Here is an 18841-nt window from a genome sequence, read left to right as displayed (position 1 = left end):
AAGATATGGCGCGATATCACCATTAATTCACGCAAGCCGTTTTCAATCCAGCTTGATGTTGCCTTCCACCACCACCTTGGCCCAGCGGCTGCGCTCCTGGTTGAAGAAGCCATCCTGCTGCGCCGGTGTCATGGTCACGACTTCCGCGCCCTGCCCCGCGAGTTTGGCGCGTATGTCGGGGCTGCGGATGATCTTGATGAGTTCGGTGTTCAGGCGGTTGACGATGGCTGCCGGCGTGCCGTTGGCCACCAGCAGGCCTTGCCAGGTGCCGGATTCGAAATTGGCCAGTCCTTGCTCGGCCAGCGTAGGCACATTGCCGATCAGCGGCATGCGCGTGCTCTTGGAAACGCCCAGGATTTTGAGTTTGCCGCTTTGCACGTGCGGCAAGGTGGCCAGCATGCCATTCATCAGAATCTGCGTTTGCCCCGCGATGGTGTCGCTGACGGCCTGGGAGCCGCCCTTGTAGGGGATGTACTGCCACTTGGCCTTGCTGGCACGCTCGACCGCCACGCCGGCCAGGTGCGGCGCGCTACCCATGGCCGTCACCGCGAAGTTCAGGTCGGTCTTGTGCGACAGCGCCACCAGTTCCTTGAGGTTGCTCACGGGCACCGAGGGATGGACCACCAGCAGGTGCGGTGAATACGCCAGCATGGTGACGCCGCGCAGGTCCTTGGACGGATCGAACCCCAGCTTGGGGTAGACCGAGGGGCTGATGGCCAGCGCGCCGGTGTCGCAGAGCAGCAGCGTGTAGCCGTCGGGCGCTGACTTGGCCACGATGTCGGCGCCCAGGTTGCCGTTGGCGCCGGCCTTGTTGTCCACGATGACCGACTGCTTGAGCGCCTCGGCGAGCGGCTGCGAAATGGCGCGCGCGATGATGTCCGAAGAGCCGCCCGGTGGATAAGGCACCACCAGCCGTATCGGTTTGGATGGCCATCCGGCCTGGGGGGGGGGGGGGGGGGGGGGGCGGGGGGGCCCCGCCCCCCCCCCCCCCCCCCCCACGGCCAATGAGGCCGCGATAAGTTCTCGTCGATTGATCGCCATGTCTGTCTCCTGAATGTTCTCAAAACGGGGTTAGCCCTCCGCCGCGCCGGGAGCCTCTTTCGGGCCCCTCGAACGCGCCTGTCCTGTTTATCCGGTTTATCCGGTTTATGCCGATTTGGCGACTTCGTGGTTGCCCAGCAATTCCAGCGCCCGCACCAGTGCGGAATGGTCCAGGTCCTGCATGCCGTTGGCGGCGCAGGCCTGCATCAGCTGGGCGGCGCCCGCCGTTTGCGGCAGGGCCAGGCCCAGGGTGCGCGCGCCGCTGAGCGCGAGGTTCAAATCCTTCTGGTGCAGGCCGATGCGGAAACCCGGCGCGAAGGTGCGCTTGATCATGCGCTCGCCATGCACTTCCAGGATGCGCGAGGAGGCAAAGCCACCCATCAGCGCCTGGCGCACCTTGGCCGGGTCGGCGCCAGCCTTGCTGGCGAACAGCAGGGCTTCGCCGACGGCCGCGATGTTCAGCGCCACGATGATCTGGTTGGCCACCTTGCAGGTCTGGCCGTCGCCGTTGCCGCCCACCAGCGTGATGTTTTTGCCCATCAACTCGAACAGCGGCTTGACGAGGTCGAAGGCCGCCTGCGAGCCGCCCACCATGATGGTGAGGCTGGCCGCCTTGGCGCCGACCTCGCCGCCCGACACCGGTGCGTCCAGGTAGTCGCAGCCCAGGGCGTTGATTTTTTGGGCGAACTCCTTGGTGTCCATGGGCGAGATGGAACTCATGTCCACCACCGTCTTGCCCTTGGTCAGCGCGCCGGCCACGCCGCCTTCGCCGAACAGCACCTTGGCCACGTCGGGGGTATCGGGCAGCATCAGGAAGATGATGTCCGCCTGCTTGACGACATCGGTGATGGAATCGCAGGCCTTGCCCTTACCGGTCAGAAGTTCCGCTGGCACCTTGCCCCGCGTGTTCATGAAAACTTCGTGCCCCGCCGCGATCAGGTGCGCCGCCATAGGGCTGCCCATGATGCCCAGGCCGATAAATCCAAGCTTGCTCATTGAAATACTCCAGTCAAAAATTCAGTCAAAAAAACACTGCGCCCCTCAGGCGCGTTAAGTGCGATAACGGTCGTGCAGCGCTTGCGTGGCGGAGCGGAACACGCCGAGGTCGCTGCCCACGGCGACAAAGGTGGCGCCCATCTCCATGTAGCGCCGCGCGTCGGCTTCCACCGGCGCGAGGATGCCCGTAGGCTTGCCGCAGGCCTTGGCGTCGGCGAACACGCCGGCGATGGCTTTCTGTACATCGGGATGGCTCGCGTTGCCCAGGTGGCCCAGGCCGGCGGCCAGGTCCGAGGGGCCGACAAAAATGCAGTCCACACCCTCTGTTTCGGCAATCGCGCGCGCGGCCGCGACACCGGCGCTGCTTTCAATCTGCACCGCGACGCAAATCTGGTCGTTGATGCCCTTGAAGTAGTCGGGCACAGTGCCGTAGCGGTTGCTGCGCTGCGAAACCGACACGCCGCGCACGCCCTGCGGCGGGTAGCGTGTGGCGGCCACCGCGCGCCGCGCTTCATCGGCGCTTTCGACAAAGGGCACCAGGAAGTTGTAGAAGCCGGCATCGAGCAGGCGCTTGATCTCGACCTCGTTGTTGCTGGTGGGGCGCACAAAGGGCGCGCTTGGGCTGTCCTTGAGCGCCATCAGCTGGGGAATGAAAGTGCCCACGTCGTTGGGCGAATGCTCGCCGTCCAGCAGGATCCAGTCGAAACCGGCCACGCCCAGCACCTCGGTGGTGATGGCGTTGGCCAGGGATGACCAGCAGCCGATCAGTTTTTTGCCGGCCAGCAGGTCTCGCTTGAAGCTGTTGGGAAAGGATTGGTAGGGAGTTGCTTGTGTCATGGTGGTTTGCTTCTACGATGTCTGTTGGTTCGGTTTGCGGGCGGTTTGCAAGCGGGCGCCGGGCAAGCTCTATTCGGCCTTGATGTTCGCGGCCTTGATGACCTGTGCCCACTTGGCCACTTCCGCGCGCTGGAAGGCGGCGATCTGGGCCGTCGTCATGTTGGCCGGCTCCATGCCGAAGCCTTTGAGTTTTCCCTGCATCTCGGGTTCCGCCAGGATGCGGCCGATTTCCTTGTGCAGGCGATCGACCATGGGAGCGGGCGTTCCCGCCGGCGCAAAAATCGCCTGCCAGGACAGCACTTCAAAATTGGCCAGGCCCGGCAGGCCGGATTCGGCCACCGTCGGCACATCCGGCATGGAAGCCAGCCGGCTGGCGGAAGTCACCGCGATCGCGCGCAGCTTGCCGCTTTGCACATGCGGCGCCGCCACGACGCTGGTGTCGAACATCATATCGACCTGCCCGCCTATCACGTCCTGGATGGCGGGGCCGCTGCCCTTGTAAGGCACGTGCGTGAACTTCACGCCGGAGCGAAAGGCCAGCAACTCCAGCGAAAGGTGTTGCGAGGTGCCGGTCCCGGCCGAGGCGGACGACAGGCCGCCGCTTTTCCCTTTGCTGGCCTCGATCACGTCCTTCAAGGTCTTGTAGGGGCTGGCCTGGTTGACCACCAGCACCAGCGGGTTGGTGCCTATCAGCGTGACGGGCACAAAGGACTTGATCGGGTCGTAGCCGATCTTGGGATAGAGGCTCACATTGATCGCATGCGAGCTGACCGTGCCGCCCACCAGCGTGTAGCCGTCCGGCGCGGCGCGCGAGCCGACTTCCGAACCGACGCTGCCGCCGGCCCCGGGCTTGTTGTCGACGATGATGGTGGTGCCCAGCGCGGTGCCGAGCTTCTGCCCGATCAGCCGGCCCAGCACGTCAGTGGTGCCGCCCGCGGCGAAGGGCACGAGGTAGGTGATGGGCTTGCCGGTCGGCCAGTTGCCCTGCGCGAATGCGGGAAGCGTTGAAAAGCCGCCGGCCATGGCGGCCAGCGCGGTATTGAGCAGGGTGCGGCGTTGCATCATGATGAGTCCTTTGTGTGTGTCAGATAAAAGTTGCCGGGCGATTCACGCGCTCAGGGCATCTCGACAATTTCAATCCAGTTCGGGTTCTTGCCGACGGGCAGGCGCTTGGGCGCGCCCAGCGCGCCGGTCGCGCCATCAATGGCGTACACCGACACGCTGTGCGAGTCCTGGCCCGCCGCGATCAGGTAGCGTCCCTGCGCATCGATGGCGAAACCGCGCGGAGTCTTTTCGGTGGGCGTCTGGCCTAGAGGCTCCAGCAGGCCGGTGGCGGCGTCGACACGAAATGCCGACAGCGTGCTGGAGGTGCGCTCCGATGCATAAAGGTAGCGGCCGTCGGGCGTAAGGTGCAGGTCGGCGGCCCAGGGCTTATCGGTGAAGCCGGCCGGCAGCGTTGTACGGGTCTGCAGCAGCTTGAGCGTGCCGCGCGCGCCGTCCCAGGCGAACACATGGAGTTGCGCGTCCAGTTCGTCCAGCAGGTAAACGAAACGTTGTGTCTTGTCCCAGACAAAATGGCGCGGGCCGGATTTTGCAGCGCTGGTGGTCAGCGCCGGGTCGTTGGAGGAGAGCACGCCGGTAGCGGCATCAAAGCGCCAGCTCGAGACGTTGTCGTTGCCCAGGCTGGTGGCCAGCACAAAGCGGTTGGCCGAGTCCGCGTGGATGGCGTGCGCATTGGCGATCCCGGGAATCAGCTGCTGGATGGCGCCTACCTTCCCCTCTTTGTCGATGGCGTTGACGGTGATCTTGTGGCCGGGATAGGACGCCGCGAAAAGCCAACGGCCCGTCAGGTCGGTATCGATGTTGGCCATGCTGTCGGCCAGGGGCGCCTCGCCCAGCTTGCGAAGCTTGCCGCTGGCGCCGTCGATGGCGAAGCTGACGGCACGGAAAGGCTGCGAGCGCAGTGCCGCATACAGAAAACGCTTGTCCGGGCTCACGGCCATGGGCATCACAGTGCCGCCCACGTTCACGGTTTCCACCGGCTTGAGCGTGCCCTGGGCGCGGTCCAGCTCGAGCACCGAGATCTCCTGGCTGTCGGCGTTTGACACATAGACCCAGGTAGCGGCCGAAGCCGCGCCGGCCGCTAGCGCAAAACATGCCGCTACCAGCGGCCGAAAGGCCGGGCCCAGCACGCGCAAGCCGGATGGAATGATGACCATGGTCTGTCTCCTTCTGTTTGTGTTGTGGATGCGGTTCAGGTTCAAGCTCAGGTGATGGGCGCCGGGTTGAACAGCACCAGCGCGTTGTGCAGCTTCCAGTGCTCGGCCCAGGTTTTTTTGCGCCCGCTGGCCACGTCCAGCATGAAGCGGAACAGCTCCCAGCCGACCTCTTCAATCGTGGCGTCACCGTCGGCGATGCGCCCGGCATTGATGTCCATCAGGTCGTGCCAGCGCCGCGCCAGGTCGCTGCGCGTGGCCACCTTGATGACCGGCACTTCTGCCAGGCCGTAAGGCGTGCCGCGGCCTGTGGTGAACACATGGATGTTGATGCCCGCGGCCAACTGCAGCGTGCCGCAGATAAAGTCGCTGGCGGGCGTTGCGGCGTAGATCAGGCCTTTTTGTTTGACCTTCTCGCCGGGCGAGAGCACGCCGCTGATGGGCGCACTGCCCGATTTCACAATGGAACCCATGGCTTTTTCAACAATGTTGGAAAGTCCGCCTTTTTTGTTGCCCGGCGTGGTGTTGGCGCTGCGATCCACCTGCCCTTTTTTGAGGTAGGCGTCGTACCAGGCCATTTCACGGATCATGGCCTCGGCCACTTCCGGTGTGCTGGCCCGCGAGGTCAGCTGGTCTATGCCGTCGCGCACTTCAGTGGTCTCGGAGAACATCACCGTCGCGCCGGCCCGCACCAGCAGGTCGGTGGCAAAGCCCACTGCAGGGTTCGCGGTTACGCCGGAAAACGCGTCGCTGCCGCCGCACTGCACGCCGACCACCAGCTCGCTGGCGGGCACCGTCTCGCGCCTGCGCGCATTGAGCCGCTCCAGGTGCAGCAAGGCGGTTTCCATGATCGAATCAATCATGGACATAAAGCCGATATGGTTCTCGGACTGCAGGCAGACCACGTCCAGCTTGGCTTCGGCGCTGGTGCCCACGTCGGCCACATTACGCTCGTCGACGATCTGTATGCTGCCCGGCGGCAGCAGGCGCTCGGGCTGCAGCTTCTCGCAGCCCAGGCTCACCACCATGACCTCGCCGCCGAAGTTCGGGTTCAGGCTGATGTTGCGCAGGGTGCGGATGGGGATGATGGCGTCGGGCGCATCAATCGCCACGCCGCAGCCGTAGGTGTGCTCCAGCCCCACCACGTCGTCGACATTGGGGAAACGCGGCAGCAGCTCGGCCTTGATGCGCTGGACGGCGAAGTCCACCACGCCGGCCACGCACTGCACCGTGGTGGTGACGGCCAGGATGTTGCGGCTGCCGACCGAGCCGTCCGGGTTGCGAAAGCCCTCGAAGGTATAGCCTTCCAGCGCCGGCAGCGGCTCGGGCCGCACCGTGGCTTTGGGCAGATTGTCCAGCGTGCGCGCGTCGGGCATCTGCAGCAGTCGCTCATGCACCCAGCTGCCTGCCGGGATGTCTTTGAGCGCGTAGCCTATGGGCACGTTGTAGCGTAGCACCGCCGTGCCCTTGGGCAGGTCCACCAGCGCGACCTTGTGGCCCTGGGGCACACGCTCCACCAGCCGCAGGCCGCCCTCAAAAACGCTGCCCTCGGGCAGGCCGCCGTCGTTGGCGACGATCGCGACGTTGTCGCGAGGATGCATGCGGATGTGAAGCGGTGCGGCCATGGCGTGCGATTTCCTTACTGACCGACCGTCATGTAGAGGCTGGGCAGCCACATGGAGAAGGCCGGAACAAACGTGACCAGTGCCAGCGCAAAAATCAGCGCGCCGTAGAAAGGCCAGATGGTGCGCATCACCGTGCCCACGGACACCCCGCCTATGGCGCAACCCACGAACTGGGTGGTGCCCACTGGCGGCGTGTTCAGGCCCAGCGCGCAGTTGATCAGCATCACGATGCCGAACTGCACCGAGCTCATACCGTAGTGCTGGGCAATCGGCAGGAAAATCGGCGTGCACAGCAGGATGGTGGCGGCCATGTCCAGGAAGGTGCCCAACACGAACAGGATGATGTTGATCAACAGGAAGATCACCCAGGGCGTGCTGCTGATTTGGGACAGCATCTGGCCCGTCAGCTCGGCCACACCGTACAGGCTGATGAGGTAACCGAAGGTGCTGGAAATACCGATCAGCAGCAGGATGACACCGGTGGTCTTGACGGCCTTGGAGGCGGCCTTGATGAAGTGTTCCCACTTGAGCGTGCGGTAGACGAAGATGGTCAGCGCCAGCGCATACAGCACCGCAACGGCGGCCGATTCGGTGGCGGTGAAGATACCCGACAAAATGCCGCCGAGAATCAGCACGACGATCATCAGGCCCGGCAGTGCCGCGGCGAGCGAACGCCAGACAATCTCCCATCCCGGGAAACTGCCGGCCGGATAACCGCGTTTCACGGCGACCAGATAGGCCGCCGCCAGGTTGCAGATGGTCAGGATGGCAGCGGGCAGCAGGGCTGCCAGGATCAGCGCGGCAATGGAAACCTTGCCGCCGGCAGCCAGCGAATAAATGATCAGGTTGTGGCTGGTCGGCATCAGGGCGCCCACCAGTGCGGCATGCGTGGTCACGTTGACCGCGTAGTCCGCGTGGTAGCCCTCTTTTTTCATCATCGGGATCATCACGGCGCCCATGGCGGACACGTCCGCAACAGGGGAGCCGGAAACGCCGCCGAACAGCGTGCAGGCCACGACGTTGGACATGCCCAGGCCGCCGCGCACATGGCCCACCAGGTTGCGCGCCAGGTTGACGATGCGGTCGGCGATGCCGCCGTACAACATCAGCTCACCGGCGAAGATGAAAAACGGAATCGCGAGAAAGGAAAAGATGCCCATGCCCGAGGTCATCTGCTGGAAGCCAACCGCCAGCGGCAGGCCTTCGTACAGCAGCGTGGCCAGCGCGGACAGGCCGATGGAAAACGCTACCGGCACGCCCAGCAAAAGAAAGAGCGTGAAGGAAATACAAAGTATCAACAATGGGATAGTCATGATTTTTTTAGCCCCAGGCTGGTTCGACTTCTTCGCCCTTGGCGAGCGCGATGATGTGCTCGATGGAGAACATCACAATGAGAACGCCCGCAATGGTTGCGGGAACATAGCGCCATCCCTCGGAAATCCACAGGGTGGGCAAGCGATAGCTCCATACGGACTGGGCCAGCGAGGCGCAGTTGTAGGCCATGGCCGCGCCGAACAGCAACACCAGCGCGTGGATCAGGTATTCCATCTTCAGGCGAATGTTTTCCGGTGCGAGAACCAGAAAAGATTCCAGCCCGATGTGGCCGGCATCACGAACGCCCACAGCCGTGCCGAGCATCGTGACATACAGCACCAGCAGCAAGGCCAGGCTCTCCGCCCAGGTGGGGGTGTTGTTCAGGACATAACGGCCGAAGACCTGCCAGCTGACGGCGCAAATCACCGCCACAAGGCCGAAAATGCCCAGCCACATGCAAGTCCGGGCGAGCCGGCGACAAATTTTTGTGTACATAAATAAAGTGCGGAGGTAAAGGCCGCCCCAGTGAAATTTTTCCAAGCGGCAGGAATTGCCGTAAAACGCGCCGGCCGCAAACGGGCCGGCGCGGGATCAGGGCTTACTTGGTGTCCTGGATCCGTTTGACGAGGCCCTTGAGCGCCGCGTCGGTGATGAACTTGTCATAAACAGGCTTCATGGCGTTCTGGAAAGACACCTTGTCGACCTGGATGATCTCGGCGCCACCAGCCTTGACGGTGGCCAGCGATTTTTCTTCGCGCTCGTCCCACAGTTTGCGCATGTAGGGCACCGATTCCTTGGCCGCCTGGCGGATGGCCTTCTGGTCATCCGCGCTCAGGCCGTCCCAGGTGCGCTTGGAGAACAGCAGCATCTCGGGCGCCATCGAATGCTCGGTGATGGAGTAAAACTTGGCCACTTCAAAATGGCGCGAGCTTTCATACGAGGGGTAGTTGTTTTCGGCGGCGTCAACCAGGCCCGTCTTCAGCGCGGTGTAGACCTCGCCAAAGGGCATGGGTGTCGCGTTGGCGCCCATGGCTTCGAGCAAGGAGACCCAGAGGTCCGACTGCTGGACGCGCACTTTCAGGCCTTTCGCGTCGGCAAGCGAGCGAACGGGCTTTTTGACCGTGTACAGATTGCGCGCGCCGCTGTCGTAGTACGCCAGGCCGATAAAGCCCTGGGGTGCGCACGAAGCCAGGATCTGCTCGCCGATAGGGCCGTCAAGCACGTGGCGCATGTGTTCCTTGGAACGGAACAGGAAAGGCATGGTCGGCACCTGCGTTTCAGGGCAGATGTTGTTCATCGGCGCGATGTTCACGCGCGTCATCGCCAGGGCGCCGATCTTGGTCTGCTCGATCGTGTCCTTCTCGCTGCCCAGCGCGCTGTTGTTGAACACCTTGATGCTGTGCTTGCCGTTGGTCAGCACTTTGAGCCGCTCGCCCATGAATTTCACGGCTTCCACCGTGGGGTAGCCGTCAGGGTGAATATCCGAAGAACGGAATTCCGTGGCGAAGCCGGCCAGCGGCGCCATGGCCAGCGCGGCGGCGACGGCGAACAGTGTTTTTTTAATCTTCATGTCTCATCCTCTAAGGTTGGTGGTGGAAAGCAGGTAGCGGGAAAAGGGTCGCGGGAATTTTTTTTAATACAGGCACGCGGTTTCGGGCAGCCCGCGCACGCCGGGGCGCAACGCGAACACACCACCGGCCAGCGGCTGGTCAGAGAGATCGACACCTTCGGGGCGTATCGATGTCACGAACAGGGTGTCAAGCCCGGCGCCGCCGAAGGCGCACATGGCGGGCTTCTTCACGGGAACGGCCAGCGAGCGGTCCAGCTTGCCGGCGGGCGTGAAGCGATGAACCAGGCCCGCGTCGTTGCCGCAGATCCAGTAGCAGCCGTCGGCGTCGACGGCCGCGCCGTCGGGCCGCCCGGGCAGCGGGTTCATGTCGATGAAAAGGCGGCGGTTCGACGGCATGCCGGTTGCGGTGTCGTAGTCGAAGGCCCAGACCGACTGCACCGACGGATGCGAATCGGACAAGTACATGGTGCGGCCGTCGGGGCTGAAGGCCATGCCGTTGGGCGTGATGAAACCCTCCAGCAGCACTTTGAGGCCGTCGCCCTGGTAGCTGTAAATGCTGCCGACGCGCGCGCCGGCGGCCATGTTCATCTGCATGGTGCCGGCCAGGAAGCGCCCCTGCCGGTCGCAGCGGCCGTCGTTAAAACGCATGCCGGCCTGCGCATGGGTCACGCCGGCAAGCCGCTGAAAACCCAGCTGGCCGCCGGCGCCGGGGCTCAGGCGGAACACGCCGCTCTCGGCACCGGCGATCCAGTCCCGCGTGTTGCCCAGGCGGGCGATGCAGGCAGGCATTTCAGGGGCCAGCCACTCGGTCAGCGCGGCATCGGCCACGCTCCAGCGGCACAGCCGGCGCGCCGGGATGTCGACCCAGTACAGCGCCTGTTCGGCAGCGTCCCAGACCGGGCTTTCGCCCACGCCGTTGCGCGCGTCCAGAACCAGTTCAACTTGCAATTCGCTCATGCCCGTGCCTGCCGCTCAGTCGCCGAAAGGGCCTGCCACGACAAAGCCGCCGCCCTGGTACTGGGCCACCGGATCCTTCAGGTCGGGCGCGGGCGTGCGGGCGTAAATAGCCTCGCGGAAGATGTCGGAGCTGTCCTTGGGCACATAGCCGATGTGGCGGGCGCGGCTGTTGTCCCACCAGGTCACGGCGTTGTCGGACATGCCGAACACGATGCTGTGGCCCAGCACCGGCGTGGTGAGGCAGGCGGTGATCAGGCGGTGCAGGTCGTCAAAGCTCAGCCAGGTGGCCAGCATGCGGCGGTCCTTGGGTTCGGCGAAGGATGAACCTATGCGCACGCAGGCGGTTTCAATGCCGTAGCGGTCGAAATACAGGCGCGACAGGTCTTCGCCGAAGGCCTTGCTCAGGCCGTACAGGCCGTCGGGGCGCGGCGGGTGATCGGCGTTGATGGTCTGGTCCTGGCGGTAAAAGCCGGTGACGTGGTTGGAGCTGGCAAAGACGATGCGCTTGACGCCGTTCTTGCGCGCCGCTTCATATAAGTTATAGGCGCCCAGGATATTGGCCTGCAGGATGGGACCGAAAGGCCCCTCCACCGACACGCCGCCCAGATGGACAATGGCATCCACGCCCTGGACCATGGTGTGCACCGCGGCGGAATCGGCCAGATCGGCCAGGACGACTTCTTCGCCGGCTGCGGCGGCGCCGAAAGGCTGGACGTCCGACAGGCGCAGCACCGAGCAATTGGCCTTCAGGCGCTCGCGCAAGGCCTTGCCCAAACCGCCGGCCGCGCCGGTCAACAACAGCTTTTCATGAACTTTGGTGGTCATTTTTTACGTCCGGGTCCGGTGTCGCGATAAACGCCGACAAACACTGGACTTTTTTTCGGAGTTTGTTAAAGTCAAGCTACAAGTGCATCAGTCATAGGTTGTCTGATGACTAAGAATTCTCGGTTTCGCCCCCTAGCTTGTCAATGGTTTTTTAATGGACTCAAGGAAAACCCCTAGTCGCCCGGAAGCAGGCCTTACGCCTGCCTTTCACGAGGAGCTGCCGCGCGTGCGCAGGCCTCGCGGGCTGGTGGGCGAGATCGTTGAAAGCCTGGCCAGCAGCATCCGCGAGGGCCGCCTTCAGCCCGGCGAGAAACTGCCCACCGAAGCCGAAATCATGGCCCGCTTCGACGTCAGCCGCACCGTGGTGCGCGAGTCGCTGTCCAAGCTGCAGGCCTCTGGCCTGGTGGAGACCCGGCACGGCATAGGCACTTTTGTGCTGCAGCCGCAGAACGCCGGCAACTTCAAAATCACGGCCGAAGACTTCGCCACCGTGGCCGACGTGATCTCGGTGCTGGAGCTGCGCATCAGCCTGGAAACCGAGGCCGCGGGCCTGGCCGCCCAGAGGCGAACGCCGGAAAACCTCAAGGCCATGGAGGCCGCCCTGCGCGCCTTCCACGACTCCATCAGCCTGGACTCCGACGCGGTGCCGCCCGACTTCCAGTTCCACATGGAAGTGGCCCGCTCGACCGGCAACCGGCACTTTGCCGACCTGATGACCTACCTGGGCACCATGATCATCCCGCGCACCCGCGTGAACACGGCGCACAGCGCGCCCGAGGGCCGCTTCAACTACCTGCAACGCGTCAACAGCGAGCACGAAAGCATTTACAACGCCATCCGCAACCAGGACGCCGAGGCGGCGCGCGCCGCCATGCGCACCCACCTGTCCAACAGCCGCGAGCGGCTGCGCCGGGGCAACAATGCGCACACCATGCAGCCGCCCGGGGAGCCCGCGGACACACCGGCCACCCAGCCCCTGGGTACAAACCTGGTTGCATAAAAAATCAGCGAGTTGTACGATAACTGATAAATCAGCTTTATCAACCCACTACAACACGCCCGGTATGCCCGCTTCCCAAGCCCCCCAAGCCTCTCCCGTTTCCCCACCCGCCGCCTCACAAACACCCCGCATCACCCGCGTGCAGGTGATTCCCGTGGCCGGCCAGGACAGCATGCTGCTGAACCTGAGCGGCGCGCACGGCCCCTTCTTCACCCGCAACATCCTGATCCTGACCGACAGCTCCGGCCGCACCGGCGTGGGCGAGGTTCCGGGCGGCGAGAAGATACGTAACACCCTGAACGACGCAGCCCCGCTCATTGAAGGCCAGTCGATAGGCGACTGGAACCGCATCCTCAACACGCTGCGCACCGCCTTCGCCGACCGCGACAGCGGCGGCCGCGGTAACCAGACCTTTGACCTGCGCGTGGCCATCCACGCCGTGACCGCCGTGGAAAGCGCCCTGCTCGACCTGCTGGGCCAGTTCCTGGGTGTGCCGGTCGCGGCCCTGCTGGGCGAAGGCCAGCAGCGCGACTCGGTGGCCATGCTGGGTTACCTGTTTTACGTCGCCGACCGCAAGAAGACCGACCTGGCCTACGCGTCGGCACCCGATGCGCAGGACGACTGGCTGCGCCTGCGCCATGAGGCCGCGATGGATGCCAAGGGCATCGTCGCGCTGGCCGAAGCCGCCTACAAACGCTACGGCTTCAAGGACTTCAAGCTCAAGGGCGGCGTGCTGCGCGGCGAGGAAGAGATGGAAGCCATCGTCGCGCTGTCCGAGCGTTTCCCCGACGCGCGCATCACGCTGGACCCGAATGGCGGCTGGTTGCTCAAGGACGCCATCCGCATCTGCAAGGACCGCCACAAGGAACTGGCCTACGCCGAAGACCCCTGCGGCGCCGAAGGCGTGTTCTCGGGCCGTGAAGTGATGGCGGAGTTCCGTCGCGCCACGGGCCTGCCCACCGCCACCAACATGATTGCCACCGACTGGCGCGAGCTCTCGCACACCATTCACCTGCAGTCGGTGGACATCCCGCTGGCCGACCCGCACTTCTGGACCATGCAGGGTTCGGTGCGTGTGGCGCAGGTCTGCCAGACCTGGGGGCTGACCTGGGGCTCGCACTCCAACAACCACTTCGACATTTCGCTGGCCATGTTCACGCACGTGGCCGCCGCCGCGCCGGGCAAGGTCACCGCGATCGACACGCACTGGATCTGGCAGGACGGCCAGCGCCTGACCAAGGCGCCGCTGCAAATCGTCAATGGCGAAGTCGCGGTGCCCAAGCAGCCCGGCCTGGGCGTGGAACTGGACATGGTTGAAGTGGAAAAAGCCCACCAGCTCTACCTCAAGCACGGCCTGGGCGCGCGCGACGATGCCGTGGCCATGCAATACCTGATCCCGGGCTGGGCCTTCAACAACAAGATGCCCTGCATGGTCCGCTAAGGACGGCAGGCTTGCGGGAAGTTAGAGGCTCCCGCAGGTCTTTTTTTGTTTTTGTCATTGGGCGTGGACATAGCCCAGTCGGGCGCCAGGGGGCGGTATACCCCGGCGCCTTTTTCCATCAGCGATACCCCACTCACAACACACAACGATCAGGAGACAAGACATGAAACGCAGAACCCTCTGCAGCCTAGCGGGCGCGACCTTGCTGGCCCTGGCCGGCACGCTGGGCGCGGGCAGCGCGGCCGCCCAGACCAAACTCAAATGGGCGCACGTCTACGAGACGTCCGAGTCCTTTCACAAGCAGGCCGTCTGGGCCGCCGATGAAATCAAGAAGAAGACCAACGGCCGCTATGTGGTCGAGGTCTTCCCGGCCTCGTCGCTGGGCAAGGAAACCGAGATCAACCAGGGCCTGACCCTGGGCACCGTGGACATCATCTATACCGGTGCCGCCTTTGCCGGCCGCGCCTACCCGCCGCTGTCGATTGCCGCCGCGCCTTTTGTGTTCCGTGACTACAACCACTTCCAGGCTTTCCGCAACGGCCCCATCTTCCAGGAACTGGCCCAGGGTTATGCGAGCAAGACCGGCGGCCAGCACATCGCGGGCTACACCTATTACGGCCTGCGCCACATGACCTCGAACAAGGTCATCTTCAAGCCCGAGGACATGAAGGGCCTCAAGCTGCGTGTGCCCGATGCGCCGCTGTTCGTGATGTTCCCCAAGGCAGTGGGCGCCAACCCCACGCCCATCGCCTTTGCCGAGGTCTACCTGGCGCTGCAGAACGGCACCGTCGATGCGCAGGAAAACCCGCTGCCCACGATAGAGGCCAAGAAGTTTTATGAAGTGCAGAAGTACATCACGCTGACGGGCCACATCACAGAATCGCTGGTGACCGCCGTCTCGGGCTCGGTCTGGTCCAAGCTCAGCGACGCCGACAAGAAAATCTTCGACCAGGTGCTGTGGGAAGCCTCCAGCCGCGCCAGCCAGGACATCGTCGATGCGGAAAACCGCCTGGTCGCCGAGTTCGAGAAAAAGGGCAAGACCGTCAACAAGGTGGACCGCGCGCCTTTCGCGGCCGCCGTCCTGCCTTCGCTGACCGCCGCCGACGCGCCCTGGCCCAAGAGCCTGTACGAGCGCATCCAGGCCATCAAATAGGCAAGCCGGCGGGAGGGCCGTGCAAGCGGCCCTCCCCCACTCGCCCAGCATTCATTTCCGCCCCGCATTCAGGAGACAGCATGAAACGCCGTTCCCTTATCCAGTCCACGCTTGCCGGTGCCGCTTTGCCCCTGCTGGCAATTTCAGCACTGCCCGCCTGGGCCCAAGGCGCATGGCCTTCGGCCAAGCCCGTGGTCATCGTCGTGCCCTTTCCCGCGGGCGGCTCCACCGACATGGTGGCGCGCGCACTCGCGCTGCAGCTGCAGGCCAGGCTGGGCGGCAGCTTTGTGGTCGACAACCGGCCGGGCGCCACCGGCACCATAGGCGCCGGCCAGGTCAAGCGCGCGCCCGCCGACGGCTATACGCTGCTGGTGTCCTCGCTGGGTGCTTTTGTGGTCGCGCCGCACCTGCTCAAGGGCGTGCCCTATGACGCCACCAAGGATTTCGACTACATCAGCGTGCCGGTGCAGGCGCCCAATGTGCTGGTCGCCAATGCCGCGCGGCCCGAACGCAGCCTGGACGATGTGCTGGCGCTGCTGCGCAAGACGCCGGGCAAGGTCTCGTTCGCAAGTTCGGGCAATGGTTCGTCCGACCATCTCTCGGCCGAACTTTTCTGGCAGCAGACCAAGACTGAAGGCGTGCACGTGCCCTACAAGGGCGGCGCCCCGGCGGTCAACGACCTGCTGGGCAACCAGGTCGACTTCTCGTTCCAGAACGTCAATGCCGTGTTGCCGCATATACGCGCGGGCAAACTGCGCGCCATTGCCGTCACAGGCGACAAGCGCTCGCCCGTGCTGCCCGAAGTGCCCACGCTGGCCGAGGCCGGCGTGAAGGGTGCCGAGGTCTATTCGTGGCAAGGCATGGCCGCGCCCAAAGGCTTGCCTGCCCCCACCAAGAAGGCTCTCAGCGATGCGGTGGTCGCCGCCATGCAGGACCCTGAACTCAAAAAACGCATGCTGGACCAGGGGCTGGAGGTCGTCGCCAGCACGCCCGAAGAGTTCACCGCTTTCCAGCTGCGCGAATGGGCGCGCTGGAAGACCTTGATAGAGACTCGCCGCATCACCGCCGATTGAGGCGCCGGGCCCAGCCCCCACAAAACCATGCCCTCACTTTCCTCCCGGCGGCTGCGCGTCGCCGTCATAGGCGCGGGCCTGGGGTCCGCGCCGCATTTCCACAGCCTACAGGACCTGGCCGGCGAAGCCGAGCTGGTTTACGTCTATGGCCGCAGCGCCGAACGGCTGGCGGGTGTGCAAGTGCCTACCGGCACGCGCAAGACCACACGGCTGGAGGACATCCTCGAAGATGCCGACCTTGAAGCCGTGCTGGTGCTGACGCCGCCCAACACGCACCTCGAGGTCGTGCAACGCGTCGCGCGCGCGGGCAAACACGTGCTGGTCGAAAAGCCGCTGGAGATAGACCTGAACCGCGCCAGCGCGCTGGTCGAGTGCTGCGAGCAGGCCGGCGTCACACTGGCCGTGATGCTGCAGCACCGCCTGCGCGAAGCGGCGGTGGCGCTGCGCGCCTTGATAAGGTCGGGCGAGCTGGGGCAGCTGGTAAGCGCCAGCGCAGCCGTGCGCTGGTGGCGGCCGCAGAGTTACTACGACGAGCCTGGGCGCGGCACGCTGGCGCGTGACGGCGGCGGCGTGCTGATCACGCAGGCCATACACACGCTGGACCTGCTGCTGGACTTCATCGGCATGCCGGCACGCGTGACCGGCATGGCGGGCACCAGTGCCGTGCACCGCATGGAAGGCGAGGACACGGCCGCCGCGCTGCTGCACTACGACAGCGGCGCGGTGGCGGTGCTGCAGGCCACGACGGCCGCCTACCCCGGCTTTCCCGAGCGCATCGAACTCAACTTCACGCGCGGCACGGCGACACTCGAAGGCGGCGAGATGCGGGCCGCTTTCCAGGACGGCAGGACGCTGGGCGCGGGCGGTCGCCAGGCCTCGGGCGGCGGCGCGGACCCCATGGCCTTCGACCACGCCGCGCACAAAACCGTGCTGCAGGATTTCATACGCGCGGTGAAAACCGGCACGGCGCCCGCCGTCACCGGACGCTCCGCACTGGGTGTGCAACAAGTGATAGAAGCCGTCATGGAATCATCACGATCCGGCGTCGCGGTGGCCTTGCATTCGCAAGCGATTCTTCCCATGATGTAGCTGCGGGGCCGTCGTCCAGACGTGGCGGGCATGTGCAGCTATAAAACTCGTAGCAGTCAGGAAATTGCGTTATATTTGGCCCCGACAATAGAAGCTTTTTGCTTAACGACCACCTGTGACCGGATTGTGACCGAGGAGATGAGCTGATGAGCGCCAAAGAAAATGCAGCGGTAGGCCAGCTACTTGAATTGCTGGAAGCACGCTATGCATTGCGCGTGTTGTGGGCGCTCAAAGACGGCCATCCCCAGACCTTTCGCCTGCTGCAGGACAGCGTCGGCAACATCACGCCCAACACCCTCAACACCCGCATCAAGGAATTGCGCGCGGCCGGCCTGATCAGCCATGGCAGCGACGGCTACATCGTCACCACGTTGGGCGCCGACCTGCTCAAGCGCCTGAACGACCTGCAGGCCTTCGCCGGCAAATGGGTGCTCAGCCAGGCCAAAAAACCCAAACCCTGAACCTCGCCGGTTCCACAAACAAAAGCGACCGTCAGGTCGCTTTTTTTATGGATGGCTGCGCGAACCCTAGTCCACTGCCGCGCCCGAACGCTTCACCGCATCACCCCACAGCGTCATGCTGCTCGCGATGTGTTTGGCCAATTCTTCCGGCGTGCCGGGCGCGACCTCGGCGCCACGCGACTGCAATTGCGCGCGCAACTCGGGATCAGCCAGCGCCTTGTGGATCGCATCGTTCAACCTGTTGACGATGGGGCGCGGCGTTCCGGCGGGCACAAAAATCGCGTCCCATGCGCTCACGTCGAAGCCGGCCAGGCCCGACTCCGCGATGGTGGGCAGCTCGGGCCAGCCCGCGACGCGCGTGGCCGTGGTCACCGCCAGCGGTTTGACGCGGCCGCCCTTGGCCTGGGGCGCGGCATTGGGCATCACCTCGATCATCATGTCGACCTGCCCGCCCATCAGGTCGGTCATGGCCTGCGCGCCGCCGCGGTAGGGAATGTGCACCACCGCCAGGCCCGCGCGCGACTTGTAGATTTCGCCGGCCAGGTGCGAGGTCGTGCCATTGCCGGCCGAGCCGAAGGTGTATTTGCCCGGATTGGCCTTGAGCAGTTTGGTGAGCTCGGCCATGGAGTTGACCTGCAGCGTGGGCCGCACCACCACCATGGCCGCGATGCGGGTGAGCTGGCTCACCGGCTCGAAGTCGCGCACGCTGAAACCCGGCGACTTGTAGATCGCGTGGTTGATGGCATGCGTGCCGTTGGTGCCGTAGAGCAGCGTGTAGCCGTCGGCCGGCGCCTTGGCCGCGGCCGCGCTGCCCACGTTGCCGCCGGCGCCGCCCAGGTTTTCCACCACGATGGGCTGGCCCAGTTCCTTGGCGGCACGCAGCATCACCAGACGCGCCAGCGTATCGCCGCCGCCGCCGGCCGGAAAGGGCACGATCAGCTTGATGGGTTTATTGGGATAGGCCGTAGCAGACTGGGCATGGGCGGCAGGCGCCAGCAGGGCCAGCGTGGCCATCGCGGCGGTATAGGTCAGCAGCAGGTGGCGAAGCCAAAAAGCCGACGGCGGCAGGCGATGGGGAAAACGGCAGAGAGGCAAATTCATCGTGTCTCCAGGGGATAGGCAGGCACCGGGACGGCGCATAAAATTCTTAGTGATCTTATTTTATTGCACGCAATATTGTCATCAAATAGCTAGTTAACCCTAAGTTCCGGTATTTTTGCATGCAATAATCTAAAGAACTTTT

Annotated in this window: 18 protein-coding genes; 6 read left to right on the top strand and 12 right to left on the bottom strand. The window is 64.4% G+C overall.

What is annotated here, in order from left to right:
- Positions 1-42: 42 nt before the first annotated feature.
- The 11 genes from ACEN8I_RS09860 to ACEN8I_RS09810 all read right to left on the bottom strand — a co-directional run bounded on the left by ACEN8I_RS09860 (position 43) and on the right by ACEN8I_RS09810 (position 11381).
- Entirely contained in the window at positions 43-1041 is a 999-nt protein-coding gene (locus ACEN8I_RS09860; RefSeq protein ID WP_413328221.1) for a Bug family tripartite tricarboxylate transporter substrate binding protein, read from the bottom strand.
- 105 nt (positions 1042-1146) lie between these two features.
- Positions 1147-2037 carry a 2-hydroxy-3-oxopropionate reductase gene (gene glxR / locus ACEN8I_RS09855; RefSeq protein WP_413328220.1) on the bottom strand — a complete coding sequence of 297 codons (891 nt, stop codon included), beginning with the start codon at positions 2035-2037 and terminating at the stop codon, positions 1147-1149.
- A gap of 54 nt (positions 2038-2091) precedes the next feature.
- Positions 2092-2874 carry a 2-dehydro-3-deoxyglucarate aldolase gene (gene garL / locus ACEN8I_RS09850; RefSeq protein WP_413328219.1) on the bottom strand — a complete coding sequence of 261 codons (783 nt, stop codon included), beginning with the start codon at positions 2872-2874 and terminating at the stop codon, positions 2092-2094.
- A 69-nt stretch (positions 2875-2943) separates the two neighbouring features.
- Positions 2944-3936 (bottom strand): Bug family tripartite tricarboxylate transporter substrate binding protein, encoded by a 993-nt coding sequence (locus ACEN8I_RS09845; RefSeq protein ID WP_413328365.1) that lies wholly within the window; start codon positions 3934-3936, stop codon positions 2944-2946.
- A gap of 53 nt (positions 3937-3989) precedes the next feature.
- Entirely contained in the window at positions 3990-5093 is a 1104-nt protein-coding gene (locus ACEN8I_RS09840) for a lactonase family protein (RefSeq protein WP_413328218.1), read from the bottom strand.
- Between the two features lie 47 nt (positions 5094-5140).
- Positions 5141-6715: a galactarate dehydratase gene (garD, locus tag ACEN8I_RS09835; protein ID WP_413328217.1), complete on the bottom strand. Its 1575-nt coding sequence runs from the start codon at positions 6713-6715 to the stop codon at positions 5141-5143.
- Positions 6716-6729: 14 nt separating this feature from the next.
- The gene (locus ACEN8I_RS09830) at positions 6730-8028 is read right to left on the bottom strand and encodes a TRAP transporter large permease (RefSeq protein ID WP_413328216.1); all 1299 of its coding nucleotides are present in this window, start codon (positions 8026-8028) and stop codon (positions 6730-6732) included.
- A gap of 7 nt (positions 8029-8035) precedes the next feature.
- Positions 8036-8524 carry a TRAP transporter small permease gene (locus tag ACEN8I_RS09825; protein WP_413328364.1) on the bottom strand — a complete coding sequence of 163 codons (489 nt, stop codon included), beginning with the start codon at positions 8522-8524 and terminating at the stop codon, positions 8036-8038.
- Between the two features lie 103 nt (positions 8525-8627).
- Positions 8628-9599: a TRAP transporter substrate-binding protein gene (locus tag ACEN8I_RS09820; protein WP_413328215.1), complete on the bottom strand. Its 972-nt coding sequence runs from the start codon at positions 9597-9599 to the stop codon at positions 8628-8630.
- Positions 9600-9662: 63 nt separating this feature from the next.
- Positions 9663-10556: an SMP-30/gluconolactonase/LRE family protein gene (locus tag ACEN8I_RS09815; protein WP_413328214.1), complete on the bottom strand. Its 894-nt coding sequence runs from the start codon at positions 10554-10556 to the stop codon at positions 9663-9665.
- Positions 10557-10571: 15 nt separating this feature from the next.
- On the bottom strand, positions 10572-11381 hold the full coding sequence (locus tag ACEN8I_RS09810) for an NAD-dependent epimerase/dehydratase family protein (RefSeq protein WP_413328212.1): 810 nt from the start codon (positions 11379-11381) through the stop codon (positions 10572-10574).
- A 154-nt stretch (positions 11382-11535) separates the two neighbouring features.
- Here ACEN8I_RS09810 and ACEN8I_RS09805 point away from each other — a divergent pair, with 154 nt between their 5' ends.
- From ACEN8I_RS09805 to ACEN8I_RS09780, 6 genes are all read left to right on the top strand, one after another.
- Entirely contained in the window at positions 11536-12381 is an 846-nt protein-coding gene (locus ACEN8I_RS09805) for a FadR/GntR family transcriptional regulator (RefSeq protein ID WP_413328211.1), read from the top strand.
- 64 nt (positions 12382-12445) lie between these two features.
- The gene (gene gudD / locus ACEN8I_RS09800; RefSeq protein WP_413328210.1) at positions 12446-13822 is read left to right on the top strand and encodes a glucarate dehydratase; all 1377 of its coding nucleotides are present in this window, start codon (positions 12446-12448) and stop codon (positions 13820-13822) included.
- Positions 13823-13985: 163 nt separating this feature from the next.
- Positions 13986-14975, top strand: a complete 990-nt coding sequence (locus ACEN8I_RS09795) for a sialic acid TRAP transporter substrate-binding protein SiaP (RefSeq protein ID WP_007868596.1) — start codon at positions 13986-13988, stop codon at positions 14973-14975.
- Between the two features lie 80 nt (positions 14976-15055).
- Positions 15056-16048 (top strand): Bug family tripartite tricarboxylate transporter substrate binding protein, encoded by a 993-nt coding sequence (locus tag ACEN8I_RS09790; protein ID WP_413328209.1) that lies wholly within the window; start codon positions 15056-15058, stop codon positions 16046-16048.
- Positions 16049-16075: 27 nt separating this feature from the next.
- Positions 16076-17137 (top strand): Gfo/Idh/MocA family protein, encoded by a 1062-nt coding sequence (locus ACEN8I_RS09785; protein WP_413328208.1) that lies wholly within the window; start codon positions 16076-16078, stop codon positions 17135-17137.
- 146 nt (positions 17138-17283) lie between these two features.
- Complete coding sequence (locus tag ACEN8I_RS09780; RefSeq protein WP_413328205.1) at positions 17284-17598, top strand: winged helix-turn-helix transcriptional regulator; 315 nt, start codon at positions 17284-17286, stop codon at positions 17596-17598.
- A 66-nt stretch (positions 17599-17664) separates the two neighbouring features.
- Here the strand turns inward: ACEN8I_RS09780 and ACEN8I_RS09775 are convergent, their stop codons facing one another.
- Entirely contained in the window at positions 17665-18699 is a 1035-nt protein-coding gene (locus ACEN8I_RS09775; protein WP_413328204.1) for a Bug family tripartite tricarboxylate transporter substrate binding protein, read from the bottom strand.
- Positions 18700-18841 lie beyond the last annotated feature (142 nt).

The sequence above is a fragment of the Polaromonas sp. CT11-55 genome (assembly GCF_047303325.1).
GTDB lineage: Bacteria > Pseudomonadota > Gammaproteobacteria > Burkholderiales > Burkholderiaceae_C > Polaromonas.
This window is presented reverse-complemented; position numbering and strand designations above follow the sequence as displayed.